Consider the following 21,750-nt stretch of genomic DNA (forward strand, 5'->3'; position numbering starts at 1 on the left):
TTTCGATTTTGAGAACATAGACGCCATGGACGTCACAGGAGGCAATAACAGCCTCAAAGAGTGTCTGCAGCTGGACTACAGTCATGCCAATGGCCGCATAAAAGATTACAGTTGGCACTGGACGTTTGGCCGTTGGACCGGCGAGTTCAATGCCAACCAGGGCGTGGAGTCCACCGGCAACTACATCCGCTTCGTCCGTGCCGCCTCCGGCAGCGTACCTGCTATGGATGTCATCAGCCAAACCTTCGACATCGACACCAAGCGGCCCACGATCGTCGGCACCACCACGATCGATGCCCCCAGCCTGACCAGGGCCGGCCAGGTAACCACCATCACCTTTACCTTCCACGAGCGGATAACCAACTTCACACTGGAGGACCTGGCGATACAACAGCCGGACAGGGGCACGCTGGAAAACCTGCGCAGCACCGACGACGGCAGGACTTGGAAGGTAGACCTGAGGGCACCGGCCAACCTGGCGGCCAACACCGAGGTGAAGGACATCCGGATCACCATCGACATGGCCGGCATCAACGATATCCCGGGCAACGCAGGCGCGGTGCGGTCGGGGGGGACGGAATACCACACCCTCATCACCTACAACATCGACACCAAGCCGCCCAGCGCCACCATCGCCGTCACACCCAACCCCGTCACGAACAACAACGACAGACTGGTCACCGTTATCATCACCTTCGACGAGGAAGTCACCGGCTTCACGGCAGACAACATCGATCTCAGCAACGCCAATGTCGGTACCCGTCCCGGCGCCGGCCGCACAGAAACGCTGGTCCGCGCGATCGACGGCCGCCGCGCCTACTCCATCACCTACACGGCCGCTGCGGACACCGAGGATGCCACCAACACCATCAGCCTGCGCAACCTCAATACCATTCGCGACGCCGCAGGCAACGTCGCAACGGTCAACCCCACCAGCAACAACTTCGAGATCGACACCCGGGCGCCCACGGTCACGATCGCGATGGACAAAGAGCGCCTGACCGCTGGCGAAACCGCCACCGTCACTTTCACCTTCAGCGAGACCGTCACCGGCTTCAGCGACACTTCCATCGTCGTGGATGGCGCCAACGGCACTCTGGGCAACCTGAGGCAGGACACAGCCGACGGCAAAATCTGGAGAGGCACTTTCACCCCCACGGCCAGCCTGTCCAACACCCGCAGCCAGATCAGCGTGAATTACGAGGGCATCAGAGACCGCCACGGCAACAGCAACAGTGGTACGAGCACAGCCCGCAGCTACACCGTCGACACCGCCGTCTTTGCCATCATCAGCGCCACGGTGAACGGCAGGCAGTTGGTATTGCAGTACAGCGATGAAACCGCGCTGGACCCGGAGCAGACCCATAACGCACCCAACGATGCGTTTGTGGTGCTGGTCGATGGCGTGCGCAACAACGTCACCGGCGTGCTCGTGGATGCAGCGGCCAAGACCATCACGCTGACGCTCGACAGCGCCGTGACCCGGGGCCAGCAGGTGAGCGTCGCCTACAACGACCCCAGCACCGGTGACGACCCGCAAGCGGTGCAAGAAGCCACCACCGGCACCGACGCGGCCAGCTTCGCGGCCAAACCGGCGACCAACGTTACCCCCCCCCCCCCCCCCCGCACCGGATACATCGAATGCATCGAATGCGCCAGACGCACCGGACTCCGACCGCGACGGTGTGCCCAACGACCAGGAGGACCAGGCCACCGGCCTGCTGCGCCCCGATGGCTCGGCCGGCATGGCTGGCGATGGCAACGGCGACGGTATCAAAGACAGCCAGCAGGCCGCCGTCAGTTCGACCCGCAGCCAGACCCTGGTGGCTGGCAGCCAGGACGGCAAGCTGATCCCCGACAGCAACGCGCGCATCAGCAAAATGGAGCACAGCGCAGCCCCCGCCACCATGCCCAAGGGCATGGAAATGCCCGTCGGCCTGACGTCATTCACGGTGTCGCTGGCCGAAGGCCGCAGCACCGAGAGCTTCAGCCTGTACGCAGACCCGGCGCTCGGCGCCACCGGCTACTGGATCAAGGACAGCACCGGCACCTGGGTGAACCTGGCCAGCGAACCCTACGGCGGCAAGGTGGCCAGCGAAGGCGGGCGCACGCGGCTGGACTTTCAGATCCAGGACGGCGGCCAGTACGATGCCGACGGCCAGGTCAACGGCAGCATCACCACCCCCGGGGCTGTGGCGAAAATGCCGCTGTCCATCGTCGGGCAGGCGCCCCAGGCCGATACGCATGGCTTCTGGTATTAAAGGCACCAAGGGCTTGTGCGGGTTGCGCGGGCGCCCAACGATGCAACACCCCATGCGACAGATGCGCAACAGGGTGCGGCGCGCCGTCGGCATACAGTCCAACGATTTGGAGATTGCGCAAGCGCCAACTGCTGGCGCATGAAACCCTGCTGGAAAACAACGGATAATCCCTTGTCCACCGTTTGACGATTTCCTTGGCAATTTTTTTCAACCCCATCACGGAGAAAACATGATGACACCACAAACCCGCCGCTTCCCCTTGCGCACCGTCCTGACCATTGCCACCGTCGCCACGTTGGCGGCATGTGGCGGCGGCGGTGGTGGCGGCGATGGCGGCAGCCCCAGCACCCCGGCGACCACCATCGACCCGACGCAATTCAAAGGCCGCTGGGCCACCGCTGCCGCTGTGACGCCCGTGATGACCGCCGTGGTTCTGCCCGATGCCTCGGGCACGACGGCCAGCGCCTGGTTGCTGGCCAATGATGCGAGCCGGCTGGTCAAACTGGTGCTGTTCAGCGACAGCAGCGCCAACGGCACGTCTTACACGCTGGCGCCGACGAATACCGATGGCCAGTCCGTGCTCGGCACGGTGACGGGCACGCTGACGAGCAGCCCCAAGCGCATGTCTCTGACCGGTGTGAGCAGCGCGGCTTTGGCGTTCGACCAAAGCGACGCGCTGGCCAAGGCGGCGGAGCAGGCCGACGCGGCCAAAACCTGGGAGTCGATCGCCGGCGGCAATGCCCGCACCACGACCTGGACGGTGGCCAGCGACGGCGCCATCTCCGGCAGCTCGACCACCGGTTGCAGCTTTACCGGCAAACTGACCGCGATGAGCAGCAGCAATGCCTTCAGCGCGCAGATCGCTGAAAGCTGCTCCGACGGCGTCACCACCAACTTCAGCGGCATCGCCACGGTGGATGCGCCCAAAACCCGCCTGACCGTGACGGCGATCACCGCCGACACCAAGAAGGGCGTGGCGATTTTCTTTGGCGCCAAAGCAGCCGCAACGCAGTAATGCGCCGCTGCGCTGCCCCCTGCTGGCGGGGGGGCAGCGCAGACCGGAAACCCCTCCTGGCGGGGGGTGGCAAGCACCGCGCATGGACATCGCCTTTGGCGCCGCAACACGGCTGTGTGGCAAGGCCCCCGGACTCGTGCCAACGCACAGCCGGTGGCCCTGGCCCCGGCCCGCCTGCGTTGGCCCAGGGGGTCGTATCAGAATCATCTGCGTGGCCAATGCCGTCTGCGTGCTTGCCCACTGCCAGCAAAATACCGAGAAAACCAGCAACGTTGATCTGGACTTGGCTGCCAAGCGTTACCGTGGCGCGTTGAAGGAGCCAGGCCAATGAGCAATCAACGAGTTGCCAGCGTCCGGGATGCCATCGAGGACACCCCGGAAGAAGCGGAAAACATGAGGCTGCGTTCTGCCTGGGGTCGTCTCAGAAAACGGAAAAATCGTACGCTCAGCCGGTGGGTTGTTCCATTGCTTCCTGATGCGACGTGCCAAAAAAAATACAAAATTTTGTATGATTGCGGCATGACCGATTCCAAGCCCGTCGAGTTTCGGGGCAACTCCCTTGATGACCTTCGCGCTTTTCCGCTTTCGGCCAGGCGCGAGGCAGGTCATCAGCTCGACCAGGTACAGAGCGGACAAGAACCGGACGACTGGAAGCCCATGAACACCGTGGGCCAAGGCGTGAAGGAAATTCGGATTCGGGATGCTGCCGGGGCGTTTCGGGTCATCTACGTTGCCAAGTTCGCTGATGCCGTCTACGTGCGTCACTGTTTCAAGAAGAAGACAGAGAAAAGACCAGCAAAGTTGATCTGGACTTGGCTGCCAAGCGTTACCGTGACTTGTTGAAGGAGCCAGGCCAATGAGCAACCAACGATTTGCCAGCGTCTGGGATGCCATCGAGGACACCCCGGAAGAAGCGGAAAACATGAAACTGCGCTCCGTCCTGCTGATGGCGCTGAAGAACCACCTCACTCGCACCGAGATGAGCCAAGCGCAAGCCGCCAAGCTCTTTGGCGTGACTCAGCCGCGTGTCTCAGACCTGATGCGCGGCAAGATCAACCTGTTCGGCCTCGATGCACTGGTGAACATGGCGACGGCTGCCGGGCTTCACATCGAAATGCGGGTGCTCGAAGTCGCCTGACCTTCTCGAAACTCGCCGTTCTGCTCTGCGTCGAGCGAGAACGGTTTTCGAGAACATCCAGACCGCATCGGCGCTGGGCAGCGCCACATTCTCGGCAAGACTTCTTGCAAACCTTCGTTGGCGGGAGGCGCTTGGCGTGCGATTTCTTTCCGTTTTCCGAGGCTATTCGGCTATTCCTTTTCGCCCCTGGCCTTGCAGCGCGCAAACATGTCCAGCGCCGGGTCGTAGGCGCTGGTTTGCACATCCATCAGGCCGAGCACCGAGTGGAAGTAGTTGTCGTGGCTGATCTGCCGCTGGCCCAGGTCGCGCTGCAGGCAGCCGGTGGCAAGGCCGGTGCGCGCCTGCATCGCGGGGGATAGCCAGGTGATCCAGGGCACATGCTTTTGCACGTCGGGGGCGATGGCGTAGGGCAGGCCGTGCAGGTACAGGTTGTTTTCGCCGAGCGATTCGCCATGGTCGGAGACATAGATCATCGCGGCCTGGGCATGGTCCTGCGCGTGGCCCGGTGCTGCCAGCCATTGCAGCAGCGCAGCGAGAAACTGGTCGGTCTCGACGATGCTGTTGTCGTAGGCGTTGACCACCTGCTGGCGCGCGCATTCTTGCAGCGCGGCCGAGTGGCATTCGGGCATGAACTTCTTGTTCTGTGGCGCCGAGCGCTTGTAGTAGGCCGGGCCGTGGCTGCCGATCTGGTGCAGCACGACCACGGTGCCGCGCTGGCGCCGCGCGGCGGGCAGCGCGGCGATTTGGGCGGACAGGCCGTCGAGCATCGCGCGGTCCAGGCATTCGCCGTCGGGGCAGAGCGCCGGATCGGTGGCCGGGCGGGTTTGCGCGATGCGCGCGCACACGCCTTTGCAGCCGGCCTGGTTGTCCACCCACAGCAGGGCCAGGCCCGCGTGTTGCAGCACGTCGAGCAGGTTCTCATGGTTGGCCGAGCGCCCGGCATAGCCTGCGCGCCCCAGGTGCGAGAACATGCACGGCAGCGATGCGGCGGTGCTGGTGCCGCAAGACCAGGCGTTGCGCGCGCTGATCAGGTCTTTGCGCGCCGCGAGCAGCGCAGTGGTGTCGCGCTCGTAGCCGTTGATGCCGAAGTTCTGGCTGCGGCCGGTTTCGCCGAGCACCAGGATCAGCAGCGGCGCCTGGGTCTGGCCGGCATAGCTGGCGCCGAGCCGGGCGTCGCGCCCGAGGGGCAGCAGCACGCTGGTGTCCATGCGCAGCGGTTGGGCGGCCAGATGGCCCAGCGCGTACACGCTGTTGAGCGGGTTGATCAGGTAGCGCATCTGGCTGTGGTTGCGCATCGCGGAGGCGAAGTCCTGAAAGACCAGCAGCAGGCTGAGCAGGCCGACCGTGATCGAGCCGCCGAGCAGCAGGCTGTTGCTGCGCAGTTGGCGCAGCGCGCCCAGGCGCTGCAACGGGCGGCGGCGCAGCCACAGCAGCGGGGGCAGGGCCAGCGCCGAGACGGTCACCGCCATGCGCCCGCTGAGCAGGTCGCGGGCTTCGCGCGGGTCGGTCTGCTGCACATTGACCAGCATGCCGGCGTCGATCACGATGCCATAGGCGAGCATGAAATACGCGCCAAACGCCGCCATCAGCAGCAGCAGCACGACGGCGGGCTTGAGCGTCCAGCGCCAGGCCAGCAGGCTCAGCAGGGCGGTGTTGCCGGCCATCACGATGAGCCAGAAGGCCAGCGCAAAGCCCCAGCCGCGCAGGCTGCCCTGCCCGGGCAGCCGGGCCACGGCCTGCCACAGCGGCAGATTGCAGGCGCTGGCCAGCCAGGCGCTGGTCAGCAGCACCACCTGGGCCGGGTGGATCGGACGGCGGCCAGAGGGGCTGGCGGGGTCGCCGGGGCGGCGTGCAAACGCGCTGCGCAGGGCCATCGGCAGCAGGCGCCGCAGGGTCGACAGCATGGCCACCGGGGTGTTGCGGCGGCTCAGCGCTGGTCCAGCGGCGGCACGTCGCGGCGCTCGGCGCCGGTGAACAGTTGGCGTGGGCGGCCGATTTTGTACTCGGGGTCGCCGATCATTTCGTTGAGCTGCGCAATCCAGCCGACGGTGCGCGCCAGCGCAAAGACGCCGGTAAACAGCTTGACCGGGATGCCGATCGCGCGCTGCACGATGCCGGAGTAAAAATCCACGTTCGGGTAGAGCTTGCGCTGCACGAAGTAGTCGTCTTCGAGCGCGATTTTCTCCAGCGCCTTGGCCAGCTTGAACAGCGGGTCTTTTTCCAGGCCCAGTTCGGCCAGCACCTGGTTGCAGGTTTCTTGCATCAGCTTGGCGCGGGGGTCGTAGTTTTTGTACACGCGGTGGCCAAAGCCCATCAGTTTGACGCCGGAGTTTTTGTCTTTGACCTGGCGGATGAATTCGCCGATTTTCTCCACGCCGCCCTGGGCCTGGATGTCGTGCAGCATGTTCAGCGCCGCTTCGTTGGCGCCGCCATGGGCCGGGCCCCAGAGGCAGGCCACGCCGGCGGCGATGGCCGCGAACGGGTTGGTGCCCGAGGAGCCGCACAGCCGCACGGTGGAGGTCGAGGCGTTTTGCTCATGGTCTGCGTGCAGGATGAAGATGCGGTCGAGCGCATGTTCGAGCACCGGGCTGACCTGGTAAGGCTCGCAGGGCGTGCCGAACATCATGTGCAGGAAGTTGCCGGCGTAGCTGAGCCGGTTTTGCGGGTACATGTAGGGTTGGCCCATGCTGTATTTGTAGGCCATGGCCACCAGCGTGGGCATTTTGGCGATCAGGCGTATGGCCGAGATCTCGCGGTGTTGCGGGTTGTTGATGTCGGTGCTGTCGTGGTAGAACGATGACAGCGCGCCCACCAGGCCGGTCAGCACGGCCATCGGGTGGGCATCACGGCGAAAGCCGCGCAGGAAGAATTGCATTTGCTCGTTGACCATGGTGTGGTTGGTCACGAGCTTGCTGAATTGCTCTTTCTGGCTGGCGGTGGGCAGGTCGGCGTAGAGCAGCAGGTGGCAGGTTTCCATGAAGTCGCAGTGCAGCGCCAGTTGCTCGATCGGGTAGCCACGGTATAGCAGTTCGCCCTTGTCGCCGTCGATGTAGGTGATGGCCGATTGGGTGGCGGCGGTCGATAAAAAACCCGGGTCGTAGGTGAACATGCCGGTTTGCGCGTACAGCTTGCGGATGTCGATCACGTCCGGGCCCATGTTGCCCTGGTAGACCGGCAGTTCGACGCCGGGGCTGCCGTTGCTGAAGGACAGGGTGGCTTTGTTGTCAGCGAGCTTCATGGTGGCGTTCACTTTCTTCGGGTTGCCGATGATGGGGTTGCCGGGGGCTTGGTGTCGGGTCGGTCCTGCGGCCTGAGGTGGGGTCGGTCCTGCGGCTCGAAGTTGTATCAGACTTGGGGTCCGGGCTTGTATCAGGTCGTAGGCGCTGCCGCGTTGGCGCAGCATGGCCAGCACTTCGCGCGCGGCTGGCGTGTCTTGCGCGCCCTGCGGCTCGCGCCGGGCGAGCAGCAGGTCGAGCAGGTCGTGGTCGGCCAGTTCCAGCAGCGCGCACAGGCCCTGCGCATGGCGCAGGGTCAGCGTGGCCTCATGGCGGGCGAAAAAACGGGCGATGAACAGGTCGTTTTCGAGCAGGCCGCGCCGGCTGCGCCAGTGCAACCGGCTCAATTGGCGTCGATCAAGCAGCGGCGCAGGCGGGGGCCGGGAGGGCATGGTGTGGCGGTCGGGGCTGCGGCAGCGCGCGGTTCAGTCGATGGCGCGCGGCGCGTGATCGGTCGGATGGCTCGGCCGTCGGATGCTGCGGCGCATGACCGGTCAGATGGCGCGGCGCACCATGAGTTCCTTGATCTTGCCTATGGCCTTGGTGGGGTTCAGTCCCTTGGGGCAGACGTCGACGCAGTTCATGATGGTGTGGCAGCGAAACAGGCGGTACGGGTCTTGCAGGTCGTCGAGCCGTTCGCCGGTGGCGTCGTCGCGGCTGTCGGCGATGAAGCGGTAGGCTTGCAGCAGGCCGGCGGGGCCGACGAATTTGTCGGGGTTCCACCAAAAGCTCGGGCAACTGGTCGAGCAACTGGCGCACAGGATGCATTCGTACAGGCCGTCCAGTTCGTCGCGCTCTTGCGGGCTTTGCAGGCGCTCTTTTTCGGGCAGCAGCCCGTTGTTGATCAGGTAGGGCTTGACCGAGTTGTATTGCTTGAAGAACTGGGTCATGTCCACGATCAGGTCGCGGATCACGGGCAGCCCGGGCAGCGGCTTGAGCGTGATCGCGCCGGTCAGGGTGTTCATGTTGGTCAGGCAGGCCAGGCCGTTCTTGCCGTTGATGTTCATCGCGTCCGAGCCGCAGACGCCCTCGCGGCAGGAGCGGCGAAACGACAGCGAGGGGTCTTGCTGCTTGAGCTTGAGCAGCGCGTCGAGCAGCATGCGTTCGTGGCCGTCGAGCCCGATCTCGACGGTCTGCATGCGGGGCTTGGCGTCCTTGTCCGGGTCGTAGCGGTAGATGTGGAATGTGCGCTGTTGCATGGCTTGTGCTCTCCTGGGGCTGCTCTGCTCAGAATGTCCGGACCTTCGGAGGAATGCTGTCCACCGTCAGCGGCTTGAGGTTCACCGGCTTGTAGCTGAGCCGGTTGCCGGCGCTGTGCCAGAGGCTGTGCTTGAGCCACTGCGCGTCGTTGCGGCCCAGCGGTGCGGTCGGGTGGTCGTCGGGGTGCTCGTAGTCGTGCACCGTGTGCGCGCCACGGCATTCCTTGCGGGCGGCGGCCGAGACCATGGTCGCTTGGGCGACTTCGATCAGGTTGTCCACTTCCAGCGCTTCGACACGCGCCGTGTTGAACACCCGGGATTTGTCTTGCAGCGTGACGGCGCCCGCCTGCGCGCGCAGCGCGGCGATTTTGCGCACGCCTTCGTCCATGCCGGCCTGGGTGCGGAACACGCCGGCGTGCTGCTGCATCGCGGCGCGGATGTCGCCGGCCAGGGTCTGCGAGTAGATGCCGCCGCTGGATTGGTCGAGTTGGTTCAGCCGCTCGAGCGTGCGCTCGGCGGCATTCGCGGGCAGGGGTTTGTGCTCCCGCTGGCGCTGGTTGAACTCGACGATGTGGCGGCCAGCGGCCTTGCCGAACACCAGCAGGTCGAGCAGCGAATTGGTGCCCAGGCGGTTGGCGCCGTGCACGCTCACGCAGGAGCATTCGCCGACCGCGTACAGGCCGTTGACGACCTGGTTGGCCGTGCCGTCGTGGGTCACGACCTGGCCGTGGATGTTGGTCGGCACGCCGCCCATCTGGTAGTGGATGGTGGGCACCACCGGGATCGGCTCGCGGGTGATGTCGACGTTGGCGAAGTTGACGCCGATTTCGTACACCGAGGGCAGGCGCTTGTGGATGGTCTCCGCGCCCAGGTGGTCGAGCTTGAGCAGCACGTAGTCTTTGTTCGGGCCGCAGCCACGGCCTTCCTTGATTTCCTGGTCCATCGCGCGCGAGACGAAATCGCGCGGCGCCAGGTCTTTGTAGGTGGGCGCATAGCGCTCCATGAAGCGCTCGCCTTTGCTGTTGACCAGGATCGCGCCTTCGCCCCGGCAGCCTTCGGTCAGCAGCACGCCGGCGCCGGCCACGCCGGTGGGGTGGAACTGCCAGAACTCCATGTCTTGCAGCGGGACGCCGGCGCGCGCCGCCATGCCCAGGCCGTCTCCGGTGTTGATGAAGGCGTTGGTGCTGGCCGCGAAGATGCGGCCCGCGCCGCCGGTGGCCAGCAACACGGTCTTGGCTTGCAGGATATGCAGTTCGCCGCTTTCCATTTCGAGCGCGGTGACGCCGACCACGTCGCCGTCGGCGTCGCGGATCAGGTCCAGGGCCATCCATTCGACAAAGAAGTTGGTCCTGGCCTTGAGGTTTTGCTGGTACAGCGTGTGCAGCATCGCGTGGCCGGTGCGGTCGGCCGCGGCGCAGGCGCGCTGCACGGGCTTTTCGCCGTAGTTGGCGGTGTGGCCGCCGAACGGGCGCTGGTAGATGCTGCCATCGGGGTTGCGGTCGAACGGCATGCCGAAATGCTCCAGTTCGTACACCACCTGAGGGGCTTGGCGGCACATGAACTCGATGGCGTCCTGGTCGCCGAGCCAGTCCGAGCCTTTGACGGTGTCGTAGAAGTGGTAGTGCCAGTTGTCCTCGCCCATATTGCCCAACGCGGCACCGACACCGCCTTGCGCGGCCACGGTGTGCGAGCGGGTGGGAAATACCTTGGACAGCGCGGCCACGTTCAGGCCGGCGCGCGCGAGTTCCAGCGCGGCGCGCATGCCGGAGCCGCCGGCACCGACGATGACGACATCAAACTTGCGCCGGGTGATGTGGGCTTGCGAGTAGCTCATGGTGGTAGTACCTTGCAGCGCGGGATTCAAAGCCGCCACAACACCTGGATGCCCCAGCCGGCGCAGCCGACGAGCCAGACCAGCGCGCCGACCTGTAGCACCAGGCGCAGGCCCACGGGGTGGATGTAGTCCATGAGGATGTCGCGCACGCCGACCCAGGCATGCCAGGCCAAGGCGACGATGATGGCGAAGGTCAGGGACTTCATCCACTGGCTGTGGAAGATGCCGGCCCATTGGTGGTAGCCGATGGGGCCTTTGCTGAAGATCAGCCGGGCCAGCAGCACCAGCGTGAACAGGGCCATCAGCGCGGCGGTCACGCGCTGGCAGAGCCAGTCGCGCAGACCGTAGTGGGCGCCGACGACGATGCGCTTGGAGCCGTAATTGACGACAGACATGGTGTTCCTCCTTCGTGGGGCTTTGGTGTGGTGCCTGGGTGTTTTCAATACATTCCGAACAGCTTGGCGCCCAGCACCAGGGTCAGGGCCAGGCTGAGCGCCAGCACGGCCAGCGCCGATCTTCTGCCGAATTCCCTGGTGGCGGCGGCGTGGTGGATGTCCAGCCACAGATGGCGCAATCCGGCGCAAAAGTGGTGCAGAAAGGACCAGATCAGCGCCAAGGCCAGCAGTTTGAAGCACCAGCCAGGCACGACACCGGCGCCGGCCTTGAAGATGGCGGTGAACCTGGCGAACGAGATTTCAGACGACAGCGAGGTGTCGAACATCCAGACGATGAACGGCAGCAGCAAGAACATGGCCAAGCCACTGACGCGGTGCAGGATGGAGACCCAGCCGGCCGCCGGCAAGCGGTAGGTTCTCAGGTCCTGCAAGAGGTGGAGGTTGCGAAATTCTGGCCGTTCGGGGGCGGTTTTCGTCATGTCTGTCGCTTTCGTGGAGGTCGTTGCGTTGCCCGTTTCCAATGCAGCCGTTCCTGGGTCCGTTCCGTGGGGGCCGTTTCATCGGGGCCGGGCAAGCAGTGCGCGATTCTATTGCAACGTGGCTCAACTGGATGTCTGTACATGGGTCTGCGCGCGGGTGCCCGGCAGTTCAGTTCAGCGCGTTGCGGTAATGGTGGTTTTCGGTGCGGTACAGCCCGCGGCGCAACTCCATCGGCATGTCGTTGTAGGTGTAGGCAATCCGCTCCACGCTGAGCAGCGGCGTGCCGGCGCCGATTTGCAGCCACTGCGCCTGCTGCGCGTCGGGCAGGACGGCGCGGATTTTCTCTTCGGCCCGCACCATGCGCACGCCGAAGTCGAGCTCGAACATGGCGTAGGTCGGGCCCGGGTAGTTGGCCAGTTGCTCTGCGCTCAGCCCTTTGAACGCCTGCCCGGGCAGCCAGATGTCTTCGAGGATGGTGGGCACGCCGGCAAACGACAGGATGCGCCGGGCCTGCACCACGGCATCGGTGCTGCGCAGCGCCAGCGCGCGCGCCACGTCGGCACTGGCGCGCACGCGCCGGCATTCGATCACGCGGCGCTGGGCCGGGCCTGCGATGCGGTCGTTGCCGGTGTCGGGCAGCAGTTTCAAAAAGCGGTATTGCACCTGCGGCGTCGCATGGGTGGCGACAAAAGTGCCCTTGCCCTGGCGCCGCATCACCAGGTTTTCCGCCGCCAACTCGTCGATGGCCTTGCGCACCGTGCCCTGGCTGACGCGGAATCGGGCGGCCAACTCGGTCTCGCTGGGAATCACCTCGCCGGGCTTCCACTGGCCCTGTTGCAGGCTTTGCAGGATCAGGCCCTTGATCTGCTGGTACAGCGGGCTGAACGCCGGGGTGGCGCCGTTCTGCTCGTCGGGGATGGGCGCAACGGAGGATGACATGGTCGGTGATCATATCTTATATAAGACATAAGACAAATTGGCCGACCCGCCGGATCAGGGCTTGAACAGGGTACACTGCGGGCCGTTTTGCGGGGTCTTCGGGGCCGGGCATGGGCGGCTGGTCAGGCGGCTGCCACAGGCGCAGCACAGGCGCCGGTGCCCGCGTTGCAGCCCCCGGTGTGTTTTCATTTCCTGGAGTTTTCACCATGAACAAGAAGCCTGTTCGCGTGGCCGTCACCGGCGCCGCTGGCCAGATCGGTTACGCGCTGCTGTTTCGCATTGCCTCGGGCGAGATGCTGGGCAAGGACCAGCCCGTCATCTTGCAACTGCTCGAAGTGCCCGCAGAAGGCCCGCAAAAAGCGCTCAACGGCGTGATGATGGAGCTTGACGATTGCGCCTTCCCGCTGCTGGCCGGCATGACGGCGCACAGCGACCCGATGGCGGCGTTCAAGGACGCGGACTACGCGCTGCTGGTCGGCTCGCGCCCGCGCGGGCCGGGCATGGAACGCGCCGAGTTGCTGGCCGTCAACGGCGCCATCTTCATCGCGCAGGGCAAGGCCCTGAACGCCGTGGCCAGCCGCCAGGTGAAGGTGCTGGTGGTGGGCAACCCGGCCAACACCAACGCTTTCATTGCGATGCAGAGCGCGCCCGACCTGCCGCGCAAGAATTTCACGGCCATGCTGCGCCTGGACCATAACCGCGCTGTCAGCCAGATCGCGGCCAAGACCGGCCAGGCCGTGGCCGACATCGAAAAACTGACGGTCTGGGGCAACCACTCGCCGACGATGTATGCCGACTACCGTTTCGCCACCGCCGGCGGCCAGAGCGTGGCGGCGATGATCAACGACCAGGCGTGGAACGCGAATGTCTTTCTGCCCACCGTGGGCAAGCGGGGGGCGGCGATCATCGAAGCGCGCGGCCTGTCGTCAGCGGCTTCGGCGGCCAACGCGGCCATCGACCATATGCGTGACTGGGCCTTGGGCAGCAACGGCAGATGGGTCACGATGGGCATTGCTTCGGATGGCCAGTACGGCATTCCGAAAGACATCGTGTTCGGCTTCCCGGTCACCTGCGCCAACGGCGAGTACCAACTGGTGCAGGGCCTGGCGCTGGATGCGTTCTCGCAACAGCGCATCCAGGCCACGCTGGCCGAGCTTCAGGCCGAGCAAGACGGCGTCAGGCATCTGCTGTAAGCCACCGAGCGCACGCCATGCTGCCGACGCCACAAGCCCGCACCCCGTCCACGCTGGCGCAGCAGCGCACGGCGCCAGCCCCGCTCGCCTGCGCCCTGGCGCTGGTGATTGCACCGGTCGCCGCGCTGGCGCAGGTGCCGGCGGTCGAGACCGTCGCCAAGACATCTGCCGCCCCGGCGCCGGCTGACAGGAGGCCGCTGCGCGCCAAAAGCGCGCGCCGGACCCCGGCCACCTCGGCCTCACTTGGCGCCATCAAGGCCACGCTCTCGGCGGCCGAATTGGCCATCGCCGAGCATGTGCATGTGGGCCGCATGCCTTGCGAGTTGGGCGCTTTCGTGACGGTCACGGCCGATCCTGCCACGCCCGGTTACTTTCATGTGCAGGGCAAGGGCTTCAAGTACCACATGGCGCCGGTGCTCACGTCCACCGGCACGGCGCGGCTGGAGGACACCAAGGGCGGCGCCGTCTGGCTGCAAATTGCGAACAAGTCGATGCTGATGAGCCAGCGGCTGGGCCGGCGCCTGGCCGATGCGTGCATGAGCCCGGCGCAGATGCTGGCGGCCGAGGCCTTCGGCAAGAACCCGCCGCCGAGCCTTCTGGAGCCGCTGCCTGCGCCCCCGGTGGCGCCCCGGGCGGCACCCACGGAATACCCGACTGACGCCCAAGTGGCCCCCCAGTGACCCGGCAAGCCACGCGGCGCGCCCCCTCCCCCCGATTCGAATGACTCCCCTCACTGGAGAAAAAAGATGTTGCAAGCCTACAGAGACCATGCCGCCGAGCGCGCTGCCCTGGGCATTCCCCCGCTGCCCCTGAATGCCGGGCAGGTTGCCGCATTGGTCGATCTGATCCGGAATCCGCCGGCTGGCGAAGCCGCTTTCTTGCTCGATCTGCTGGCCCGGCGCGTGCCGCCGGGGGTGGACGACGCGGCCAAGGTCAAGGCCAGTTTTCTGGCTGCGGTCGCGCATGGCGAGTTGGCGGTCGAGTCGATCTCCAAGGCCCGGGCGACCGAGTTGTTGGGCACCATGGTCGGCGGCTACAACGTGCAGCCGTTGATCGAGTTGCTCGATGACGCGCCAGTGGCTGACGTGGCCGCCGAGGGCCTGAAGAAAACCCTGCTGATGTTCGACTTCTTCAACGATGTCGCGGCCAAGGCCCGGGCCGGCCACGCCAAGGCGCTGGAGGTGATGCACGGCTGGGCCGATGCCCAGTGGTTCACCTGCCGGCCCGAGGTCGCCCAAAAGATCACCGTCACCGTGTTCAAGGTGCCCGGCGAGACCAATACCGATGACCTGTCGCCGGCGCCTGACGCCTGGAGCCGCCCGGACATTCCGCTGCACGCGCTGGCGATGCTCAAGAACCGCCGCGAGGGCGCGGCCTTCACGCCCGAAAAAGACGGCCAGCGCGGCCCGATGCAGTTCATTGCAGACCTCAAGAGCCGGGGCCATCTGGTGGCCTATGTGGGCGATGTGGTGGGCACGGGGTCGAGCCGCAAGTCCGCCTCCAACAGTCTGATCTGGGCCACGGGCCAGGACATTCCGTTCGTGCCGAACAAGCGCTTTGGCGGGGTGACTTTGGGCGGCAAGATCGCGCCGATCTTTTTCAACACCCAGGAAGATTCCGGCGCGCTGCCGATCGAGGTCGATGTGTCGCGGCTGGAAATGGGCGATGTGCTCGACATCCTGCCCTACGAGGGACTGATCCTGCGCGGTGGCCAGACCGTGGCCGAGTTCCGGCTCAAGAGCCAGGTGCTGTTGGACGAAGTACGCGCCGGCGGCCGCATCAACCTGATCATTGGCCGCTCGCTGACCGCCAAGGCGCGCGAATTCCTGGGCCTGGCGGCCGCCACCTGCTTTCGTCTGCCGGCCGCCCCGGTGGCCACCCAGGCCGGTTTCACGCTGGCGCAAAAGATGGTCGGCCGCGCCGTCGGCCTGCCCGAAGGCCAGGGCGTGCGCCCCGGCACCTACTGCGAGCCCCGGATGACGACCGTAGGCTCGCAAGACACCACCGGCCCGATGACCCGCGATGAGTTGAAAGACCTGGCCTGCCTGGGTTTTTCGGCCGATCTGGTGATGCAGTCGTTTTGCCACACCGCCGCTTACCCCAAGCCGGTGGACGTGAAGACGCACCGCGAACTGCCGGCCTTCATCAGCCACCGTGGCGGCGTGGCGCTGCGCCCCGGCGACGGCGTGATCCACAGTTGGCTCAACCGCTTGTTGCTGCCCGACACCGTGGGCACCGGCGCCGACTCGCACACGCGCTTTCCGATCGGCATTTCATTCCCCGCAGGCTCGGGCCTGGTGGCCTTCGGCGCGGCCACCGGCGTGATGCCGCTGGACATGCCCGAATCGGTGCTGGTGCGCTTCAAAGGCCGGATGCAGCCGGGCGTGACGCTGCGCGACCTGGTGCACGCGATTGCGCTGTACGCGATCCGCGCCGGTCTGCTGACCGTGGCCAAGGCCGGCAAGAAGAACATCTTCTCGGGCCGCATTCTGGAAATCGAGGGTCTGCCGGACTTGAAGGTCGAGCAGGCTTTCGAGCTGTCGGATGCGTCGGCAGAGCGCTCTGCCGCAGGCTGCACGATTGCGCTGAACCCGGCCCCGGTCCAAGAGTATCTGCGCAGCAACCTGGTGCTGATGAAGCGCATGATTGCCGACGGTTATGCCGACGCCCGCACGCTGCAACGGCGCATCGACAAGGTTCAGGCCTGGCTGGACCAGCCCAAGTTGCTCCAAGCCGACCGGGACGCCGAATACGCGGCCGTGATCGACATCGATCTGGCCGACATCGAGGAGCCTGTCTTGTGCTGCCCGAACGACCCGGACGACGCCAAGACCCTGTCCGAGGTGGCCGGCACGAAGATCGATGAGGCGTTCATCGGTTCCTGCATGACCAATATCGGCCATTTCCGTGCCGCCGCGAAGCTGCTCGGCGGCAGCCGCGACATTCCCGTCAAGCTGTGGGTGGCGCCGCCGACCCGGATGGACCAGAGCGAGTTGATCAAGGAAGGCCACTATGCGAGCTTCGGCGCCGCCGGCGCCCGCACCGAAATGCCCGGCTGCTCGCTGTGCATGGGCAATCAGGCCCAGGTTCGGGAAGGCGCCACTGTGGTCTCGACCTCCACGCGCAACTTCCCGAACCGCCTGGGCAAGAACACCCAGGTGTTCCTGGCCTCGGCGGAACTGGCTGCGGTGGCGTCCAAGCTGGGCCGGCTGCCGACGCTGGCCGAGTACCAGCAGGCCATGGGCATCATCGCCCAGGATGCGGCCGACACCTACCGCTATCTGAACTTCGACCAGATCGAGGAATACGCCAGCGCGGCCAACGGCGTTGCGGCCTAGGCCGCAACGCCGTTGGCCATATGGGCCACATGGGCCACCTCACGGCGGCGCGACCTCGGCGAGCGGCGCGCCGAACTGGCGCAGCACCTCGCGCACCAGCCGGGCGCGTTCTGCGGGCTGCGCGGTGGCGCGCTCGATGCGCAGCTTTTCGTTGCCCACCAGTTTGATGTGCGCGTTCTTGCGGATCAGTTCGATGATGCGCAGGCTGTCCACCGGGGGCTGGGGGCGGAAGGTGATGTGGATCACGCCCGGCGCCGCATCCACCTTCACCACGCCATAGGGCCGGCTGAGCACGCGCAGGCGGTGCACGTCGATCAGCGTTTGCGCCTGCGGCGGCAGTTTGCCGAAGCGGTCGACGAGTTCTTCGAGCAGGCCGTCGATCTGCTCGGGCGTCTTCGCGCTGGCCAGTTTCTTGTAGAACGACAGGCGCAGTTGCACGTCGCCGCAGTAGTGCTCGGGCAGCAATGCCGGGGCGTGCAGGTTGATGTCGGTGGTCGCGCTCAACGGGCCGAGCAGGTCGGGCTCCTTGCCGGCCCGCAGCGCCTTGACGGCTTCGGCCAGCATTTCGTTGTACAACTGAAAGCCCACCTCCAGCATGTTGCCGCTCTGGTTTTCGCCCAGCACCTGGCCCGCGCCACGGATCTCCAGGTCGTGCAGCGCCAGGTAAAAGCCGCTGCCCAATTCCTCCATCTGCTGTATCGCGTCGAGCCGCTGGGCCGCCTGCCTGGTCAGGCCCTCGGTGTCGGGCACCATCAGGTAGGCGTAGGCCTGGTGGTGGCTGCGGCCCACGCGCCCGCGCAACTGGTGCAACTGCGCCAGGCCGAACTTGTCGGCCCGGCTCATCAGGATGGTGTTGGCCGTGGGCACATCGATGCCGGTCTCGATGATGGTCGAGCACAGCAGCAGGTTGTAGCGCTGGGCCACGAAGTCGCGCATCACGCGCTCGAGCGCGCGCTCGGGCATCTGGCCATGGGCCACGGCGATGCGCGCCTCGGGCAGTATTTCTTCGAGCCTTTGGCGCCGGTGTTCTATGGTCTCGACCTCGTTGTGCAGGAAGTACACCTGCCCGCCGCGCTTGAGCTCGCGCAGCACGGCCTCGCGGATCACGCCCGTGCCTTCGTTGCGCACGAAGGTCTTGATGGCCAGGCGCCGCTGCGGCGCGGTGGCGATCACGCTCAGGTCGCGCAGTCCTTCGAGCGCCATGCCCAGCGTGCGCGGGATCGGCGTGGCGGTGAGGGTGAGCACGTCGACCTCGGCGCGCAACTGCTTCATCTGCTCCTTGTGGCGCACGCCAAAGCGGTGCTCCTCGTCGATGATCAACAGGCCCAGGTCGTGGAACCGGATCGCGCCGGACAGCAGCTTGTGCGTGCCGACCACGATGTCCACCGTGCCGTCGCCAATGCCCGCCAGGCTGGCCGCGACCTCCTTGCCCGAGCGAAAGCGCGAGACCTCGGCCACCTTCACCGGCCATGGGCCAAAGCGGTCGAGCAGGGTCTGGTAATGCTGCTCGGCCAGCAGCGTGGTCGGCGCCAGGAACGCCACCTGCCGGCCGCCGCTGACCGCCACGAAGGCCGCGCGCAGCGCCACCTCGGTTTTGCCGAAGCCGACATCGCCGCAGACCAGGCGGTCCATCGGGCGCGGCGAGACCATGTCCTGGATCACGGCCTCGATCGCGGCGCGCTGGTCGGCGGTTTCCTCGAAACCGAATTCGTCGGCAAAAGCCTCGTAGTCCTGCGTTGCCAGGCGAAACGCATGGCCCTCGCGCGCGGCACGGCGCGCGTAGATGTCGAGCAGTTCGGCGGCGCTGTCGCGCACCTGCTCGGCGGCCTTGCGCCTGGCCTTTTCCCACTGGCCGCTGCCGAGCTTGTGCAGCGGGGCCTCGTCGGCGCCTACGCCGGTGTAGCGGCTGATCTGCTGCAACTGGCTCACGGGCACGTACAGCACGGCCTGGTCGGCGTATTCCAGGTGCAAGAACTCCTGCAGCGCCGGTGTGCCGTCGGGGTTCGGCTGGCCCAGGTCCATATGGACCAGCCCCCGGTAGCGGCCAATGCCATGCGCGCTGTGCACCACCGGGTCGCCAAGGTTCAGTTCCGCCAGGTCTTTGATCAGCGCCTCGACATCGCTGACCTGCTCTTGCTTTTTGCGCCGGCGCGTGCTCGGGCCGGCGGCGAACAGCTCGGTTTCGGTGACGAAATCGATGCCCTCGGCGATGGCGCCAAAGCCCACGCTCAGCGCTGCCGTGGCAATGCCCAGCGGCGCGCCGGCGGCGCCCTGGAACGCGGCCAGCGAGTCGAACACCGGCGGGTCGATCTGCGCGGCGCGCAGAAAATCGAGCAGGCTCTCGCGCCGGCCAGCGCTTTCGGCCAGCAGCAGCACGCGGCGCGGCGTGCTGCGGATATGGGCCTGCAAGCGGGCCAGCGGGTCATCGGCGGCGCGCAGCACGGACAAATCGCCCAAGCGGCAAAAAGCCCCGTCCCCGGCCTGCTCCGGCGCGCCCGGGCGCAGCGACAACTGCGCATACGCATTGGCCCGGGTGTAGAACTGCTCGATCGACAAAAACAGCGCCTCGGGCGGCAGCGCGGGGCGTTCAGGGTCGGCGCTGGTCAGGCGAAAGCGCTCTTTGGTGTCTTGCCAGAAGCGCTGGAAAACCGGCTCCAGGTCGCCATGCAGCACCACGATGGCGGCGCTGCCCAGGTAGTCGAACATGCTGGCGGTGTCGTCAAAGAACAACGGCAGGTAATACTCGATACCGGCCGTGGCCACGCCGTTGCCCATGTCCTTGTAGATGCGGCTCTTGGTCGGGTCGCCCTCGATCAGTTCGCGCCAGCGGCTTCTGAACTTGGCGCGCGCGGCCTCGTCCATCGGAAACTCGCGCCCGGGCAGCAGGCGCACTTCGGGCACCGGGTGCAGGCTGCGCTGGTTGTCGGGGTCGAAGCTGCGGATCGAGTCGATCTCGTCGTCGAACAGGTCCACCCGGTACGGCACGCTCGCGCCCATCGGGAACAGGTCGATCAGCCCGCCGCGCACTGCGTACTCGCCGGGGCTGACCACCTGCGATACATGGCTGTAGCCGGCCAGCGTGAGCTGGGCCTTGAATTGGGCCGCATCGAGCTTTTGCCCGAGCGCAAAGTGAAAGGTATAGCCGGCCAGAAACGCCGGCGGCGCCAGCCGGTACAGCGCCGTGGTGGCCGGCACCAGCACCACATCGGCCTGGCCCTGCCGGATGCGCCACAGCGTCGCCAGCCGCTCGCTGATCAGGTCCTGGTGCGGCGAGAAACTGTCATAGGGCAGCGTTTCCCAGTCGGGAAACAGCGCGCAGCGCAGGGCCGGGGCAAAAAACGCGAACTCGTCGATCAGGCGCTGCGCGTCGCTGGCGTCGGCCACCACGATGGCCGTGGCGCGCCCGGCGGCGCGTTCGCGTTCGGCCAGGCGGGCCAGCAGCAGGGAATCGGCGCTGCCCGCAGGGCGGGCCAGGGTGAATCGTTTTCCGGGGGAGAGTGTGGGCAGTTCCATGCAGACGCTGGTGTCGAACTCGCCGCACCCCCCGGGACGCGGAGCGCGCACGGGCCAGATGGGCAAGCAGCGGCCATTTTAAATTCCGCCGCCAGGGCGCTTGGCCGCCCGCTGCCCGCACCGCCATGGCACGCCACGGCAAACCACGGCCTGCGGCAGAGCGCCATGCATGACACCATGTGCGACAGAAAGCGGATGGAGCGTGCCAGGCCCCCGTTCAAACCCCTGCCGGGCGGGCCAAGGCTGGCAGCGCCGGCCCGGGGGCCGTGCTTTTTGCGCGTCTTGCGCTTCTTACAATGGCCCGATGACCGATCCCTTGCCGTCATCTTCCCCGCTCGCCCCTTCTTTGCCGCCGTCTCCATCCCGGTCTGCCCCGGCGCGCTTTTGGGCGCTGCTGCCCTGCGCCGGGGTGGGCACGCGGGCTGCGGCGGCGGGCGGCGCTGCCAGTTCCTGCCCCGTGTCGGCCCCCTGCCCTGCCCTCGCGCCTGCGCTGCCCAAGCAGTACCAGTTGCTCGCCGGGCGCCCGATGGTGCTGCACACGCTGGCCGCTTTTGCCGGGGTGGGTCGGCTGCTGGGCACGCTGGTGGCGGTGGCGCCCGGGGATCATTTTCTGGCGCAGCATGCGCAGCCGGCTTTCTTTGTCGTGCCATGCGGCGGCCCCCGGCGTGCCGACACGGTGCTGGGCGGTCTGCGGGCCTTGCTCGCGCGCGGCGCGCAGCCCGATGACTGGGTGCTGGTGCACGATGCCGCGCGCTGTCTGGTGACCTCCGGGCAGATCGAGGCGCTGATGGAGCAATGCGCCAACGACAGCGTCGGCGGCTTGCTGGCGCTGCGGCTGACCGATACCCTGAAGGCCGCCAGCGACGGCCCGGGCGGCCTGCGCGTGGCCGGCACGCTCGAGCGCAGCGACAAATGGCTGGCGCAGACGCCGCAGATGTTTCGCATCGGCCCGCTGCTGGCGGCCATCGAGCAAGCGGGCGGCGACATTACCGACGAGGCCAGCGCGATGGAGGCGCAGGGCCTGCGGCCGCGCCTGGTGCCCGGCGGGGCGCAGAACTTCAAGGTGACTTATCCCGATGACTTCGCGCTGGCGGCGGCGGTGCTGGCACAGCGCGTGCCGGGCGGGCAGCGGGCAGAGTCGCTCGTGCGATGACGACACGGGAGCAGATG

Annotated in this window: 15 protein-coding genes and 4 pseudogenes; 10 read left to right on the top strand and 9 right to left on the bottom strand. The window is 66.4% G+C overall.

All coding sequences use genetic code 11. The features are described 5' to 3' along the window. Nucleotides 1–223: 223 nt before the first annotated feature. From VEIS_RS31365 to VEIS_RS21020, 6 genes and pseudogenes are all read left to right on the top strand, one after another. Nucleotides 224–1,465 (top strand): annotated as a pseudogene (locus VEIS_RS31365) (Ig-like domain-containing protein); the annotation flags it as partial. Nucleotides 1,466–1,925: 460 nt separating this feature from the next. Further along, entirely contained in the window at nt 1,926–2,261 is a 336-nt protein-coding gene (locus tag VEIS_RS31370) for a choice-of-anchor U domain-containing protein (RefSeq protein WP_321161656.1), read from the top strand. A gap of 232 nt (nt 2,262–2,493) precedes the next feature. Next, nucleotides 2,494–3,276 (top strand): hypothetical protein, encoded by a 783-nt coding sequence (locus tag VEIS_RS21010; protein WP_157048623.1) that lies wholly within the window; start codon nt 2,494–2,496, stop codon nt 3,274–3,276. Nucleotides 3,277–3,603: 327 nt separating this feature from the next. Then, nucleotides 3,604–3,684, top strand: a pseudogene (locus VEIS_RS31740) (helix-turn-helix domain-containing protein); the annotation flags it as partial. Between the two features lie 111 nt (nt 3,685–3,795). Next, a pseudogene (locus VEIS_RS21015) lies at nt 3,796–4,136 on the top strand (type II toxin-antitoxin system RelE/ParE family toxin). Beyond that, entirely contained in the window at nt 4,133–4,414 is a 282-nt protein-coding gene (locus VEIS_RS21020; protein ID WP_011812037.1) for a helix-turn-helix domain-containing protein, read from the top strand. Before VEIS_RS21015 ends, VEIS_RS21020 begins: the two are co-directional and overlap by 4 nt. A gap of 170 nt (nt 4,415–4,584) precedes the next feature. Here the strand turns inward: VEIS_RS21020 and VEIS_RS21025 are convergent, their stop codons facing one another. The 8 genes and pseudogenes from VEIS_RS21025 to VEIS_RS21055 form a co-directional block, all read right to left on the bottom strand. Beyond that, on the bottom strand, nt 4,585–6,318 hold the full coding sequence (locus tag VEIS_RS21025) for a phosphoethanolamine transferase (protein ID WP_041950247.1): 1,734 nt from the start codon (nt 6,316–6,318) through the stop codon (nt 4,585–4,587). Between the two features lie 23 nt (nt 6,319–6,341). Continuing rightward, nucleotides 6,342–7,652: a citrate synthase gene (locus tag VEIS_RS21030; RefSeq protein WP_011812039.1), complete on the bottom strand. Its 1,311-nt coding sequence runs from the start codon at nt 7,650–7,652 to the stop codon at nt 6,342–6,344. 168 nt (nt 7,653–7,820) lie between these two features. After that, nucleotides 7,821–8,081 (bottom strand): annotated as a pseudogene (locus VEIS_RS30825) (FAD assembly factor SdhE); the annotation flags it as partial. Nucleotides 8,082–8,183: 102 nt separating this feature from the next. Beyond that, on the bottom strand, nt 8,184–8,888 hold the full coding sequence (locus VEIS_RS21035; protein WP_011812040.1) for a succinate dehydrogenase iron-sulfur subunit: 705 nt from the start codon (nt 8,886–8,888) through the stop codon (nt 8,184–8,186). Between the two features lie 28 nt (nt 8,889–8,916). Further along, entirely contained in the window at nt 8,917–10,722 is a 1,806-nt protein-coding gene (gene sdhA, locus VEIS_RS21040; RefSeq protein ID WP_011812041.1) for a succinate dehydrogenase flavoprotein subunit, read from the bottom strand. 26 nt (nt 10,723–10,748) lie between these two features. Continuing rightward, nucleotides 10,749–11,117 carry a succinate dehydrogenase, hydrophobic membrane anchor protein gene (gene sdhD / locus VEIS_RS21045; RefSeq protein WP_011812042.1) on the bottom strand — a complete coding sequence of 123 codons (369 nt, stop codon included), beginning with the start codon at nt 11,115–11,117 and terminating at the stop codon, nt 10,749–10,751. Nucleotides 11,118–11,161: 44 nt separating this feature from the next. After that, entirely contained in the window at nt 11,162–11,596 is a 435-nt protein-coding gene (sdhC, locus tag VEIS_RS21050) for a succinate dehydrogenase, cytochrome b556 subunit (protein ID WP_011812043.1), read from the bottom strand. Between the two features lie 169 nt (nt 11,597–11,765). Next, on the bottom strand, nt 11,766–12,536 hold the full coding sequence (locus VEIS_RS21055) for a GntR family transcriptional regulator (RefSeq protein ID WP_011812044.1): 771 nt from the start codon (nt 12,534–12,536) through the stop codon (nt 11,766–11,768). 206 nt (nt 12,537–12,742) lie between these two features. Between VEIS_RS21055 and VEIS_RS21060 the strand changes: the two genes are divergently transcribed. From VEIS_RS21060 to acnB, 3 genes are all read left to right on the top strand, one after another. Next, entirely contained in the window at nt 12,743–13,729 is a 987-nt protein-coding gene (locus VEIS_RS21060; RefSeq protein ID WP_011812045.1) for a malate dehydrogenase, read from the top strand. Between the two features lie 17 nt (nt 13,730–13,746). Further along, nucleotides 13,747–14,409, top strand: coding sequence for a hypothetical protein (locus VEIS_RS21065; RefSeq protein WP_011812046.1), 663 nt, complete (start codon nt 13,747–13,749; stop codon nt 14,407–14,409). 66 nt (nt 14,410–14,475) lie between these two features. After that, nucleotides 14,476–17,067, top strand: a complete 2,592-nt coding sequence (gene acnB / locus VEIS_RS21070; protein WP_011812047.1) for a bifunctional aconitate hydratase 2/2-methylisocitrate dehydratase — start codon at nt 14,476–14,478, stop codon at nt 17,065–17,067. 39 nt (nt 17,068–17,106) lie between these two features. Here the strand turns inward: acnB and mfd are convergent, their stop codons facing one another. Further along, nucleotides 17,107–20,580, bottom strand: coding sequence for a transcription-repair coupling factor (mfd, locus tag VEIS_RS21075; protein WP_041950248.1), 3,474 nt, complete (start codon nt 20,578–20,580; stop codon nt 17,107–17,109). A 304-nt stretch (nt 20,581–20,884) separates the two neighbouring features. On the opposite strand from mfd, the gene VEIS_RS21080 reads away from it, so the two are divergent. Continuing rightward, entirely contained in the window at nt 20,885–21,733 is an 849-nt protein-coding gene (locus VEIS_RS21080; RefSeq protein WP_049773987.1) for an IspD/TarI family cytidylyltransferase, read from the top strand. Nucleotides 21,734–21,750: the final 17 nt, after the last annotated feature.

Source organism: Verminephrobacter eiseniae EF01-2, assembly GCF_000015565.1.
Classification (GTDB): domain Bacteria; phylum Pseudomonadota; class Gammaproteobacteria; order Burkholderiales; family Burkholderiaceae_C; genus Acidovorax; species Acidovorax eiseniae.

Coding starts and splice junctions, on each gene's coding strand:
- VEIS_RS31370 (WP_321161656.1), top strand. CDS start 1,926: ATGCCCGTCGGCCTGACGTCATTCACGGTGTCGCTGGCCGAAGGCCGC.
- VEIS_RS21010 (WP_157048623.1), top strand. CDS start 2,494: ATGACACCACAAACCCGCCGCTTCCCCTTGCGCACCGTCCTGACCATT.
- VEIS_RS21020 (WP_011812037.1), top strand. CDS start 4,133: ATGAGCAACCAACGATTTGCCAGCGTCTGGGATGCCATCGAGGACACC.
- VEIS_RS21025 (WP_041950247.1), bottom strand. CDS start 6,318: ATGCTGTCGACCCTGCGGCGCCTGCTGCCGATGGCCCTGCGCAGCGCG.
- VEIS_RS21030 (WP_011812039.1), bottom strand. CDS start 7,652: ATGAAGCTCGCTGACAACAAAGCCACCCTGTCCTTCAGCAACGGCAGC.
- VEIS_RS21035 (WP_011812040.1), bottom strand. CDS start 8,888: ATGCAACAGCGCACATTCCACATCTACCGCTACGACCCGGACAAGGAC.
- sdhA (WP_011812041.1), bottom strand. CDS start 10,722: ATGAGCTACTCGCAAGCCCACATCACCCGGCGCAAGTTTGATGTCGTC.
- sdhD (WP_011812042.1), bottom strand. CDS start 11,117: ATGTCTGTCGTCAATTACGGCTCCAAGCGCATCGTCGTCGGCGCCCAC.
- sdhC (WP_011812043.1), bottom strand. CDS start 11,596: ATGACGAAAACCGCCCCCGAACGGCCAGAATTTCGCAACCTCCACCTC.
- VEIS_RS21055 (WP_011812044.1), bottom strand. CDS start 12,536: ATGTCATCCTCCGTTGCGCCCATCCCCGACGAGCAGAACGGCGCCACC.
- VEIS_RS21060 (WP_011812045.1), top strand. CDS start 12,743: ATGAACAAGAAGCCTGTTCGCGTGGCCGTCACCGGCGCCGCTGGCCAG.
- VEIS_RS21065 (WP_011812046.1), top strand. CDS start 13,747: ATGCTGCCGACGCCACAAGCCCGCACCCCGTCCACGCTGGCGCAGCAG.
- acnB (WP_011812047.1), top strand. CDS start 14,476: ATGTTGCAAGCCTACAGAGACCATGCCGCCGAGCGCGCTGCCCTGGGC.
- mfd (WP_041950248.1), bottom strand. CDS start 20,580: ATGGAACTGCCCACACTCTCCCCCGGAAAACGATTCACCCTGGCCCGC.
- VEIS_RS21080 (WP_049773987.1), top strand. CDS start 20,885: ATGACCGATCCCTTGCCGTCATCTTCCCCGCTCGCCCCTTCTTTGCCG.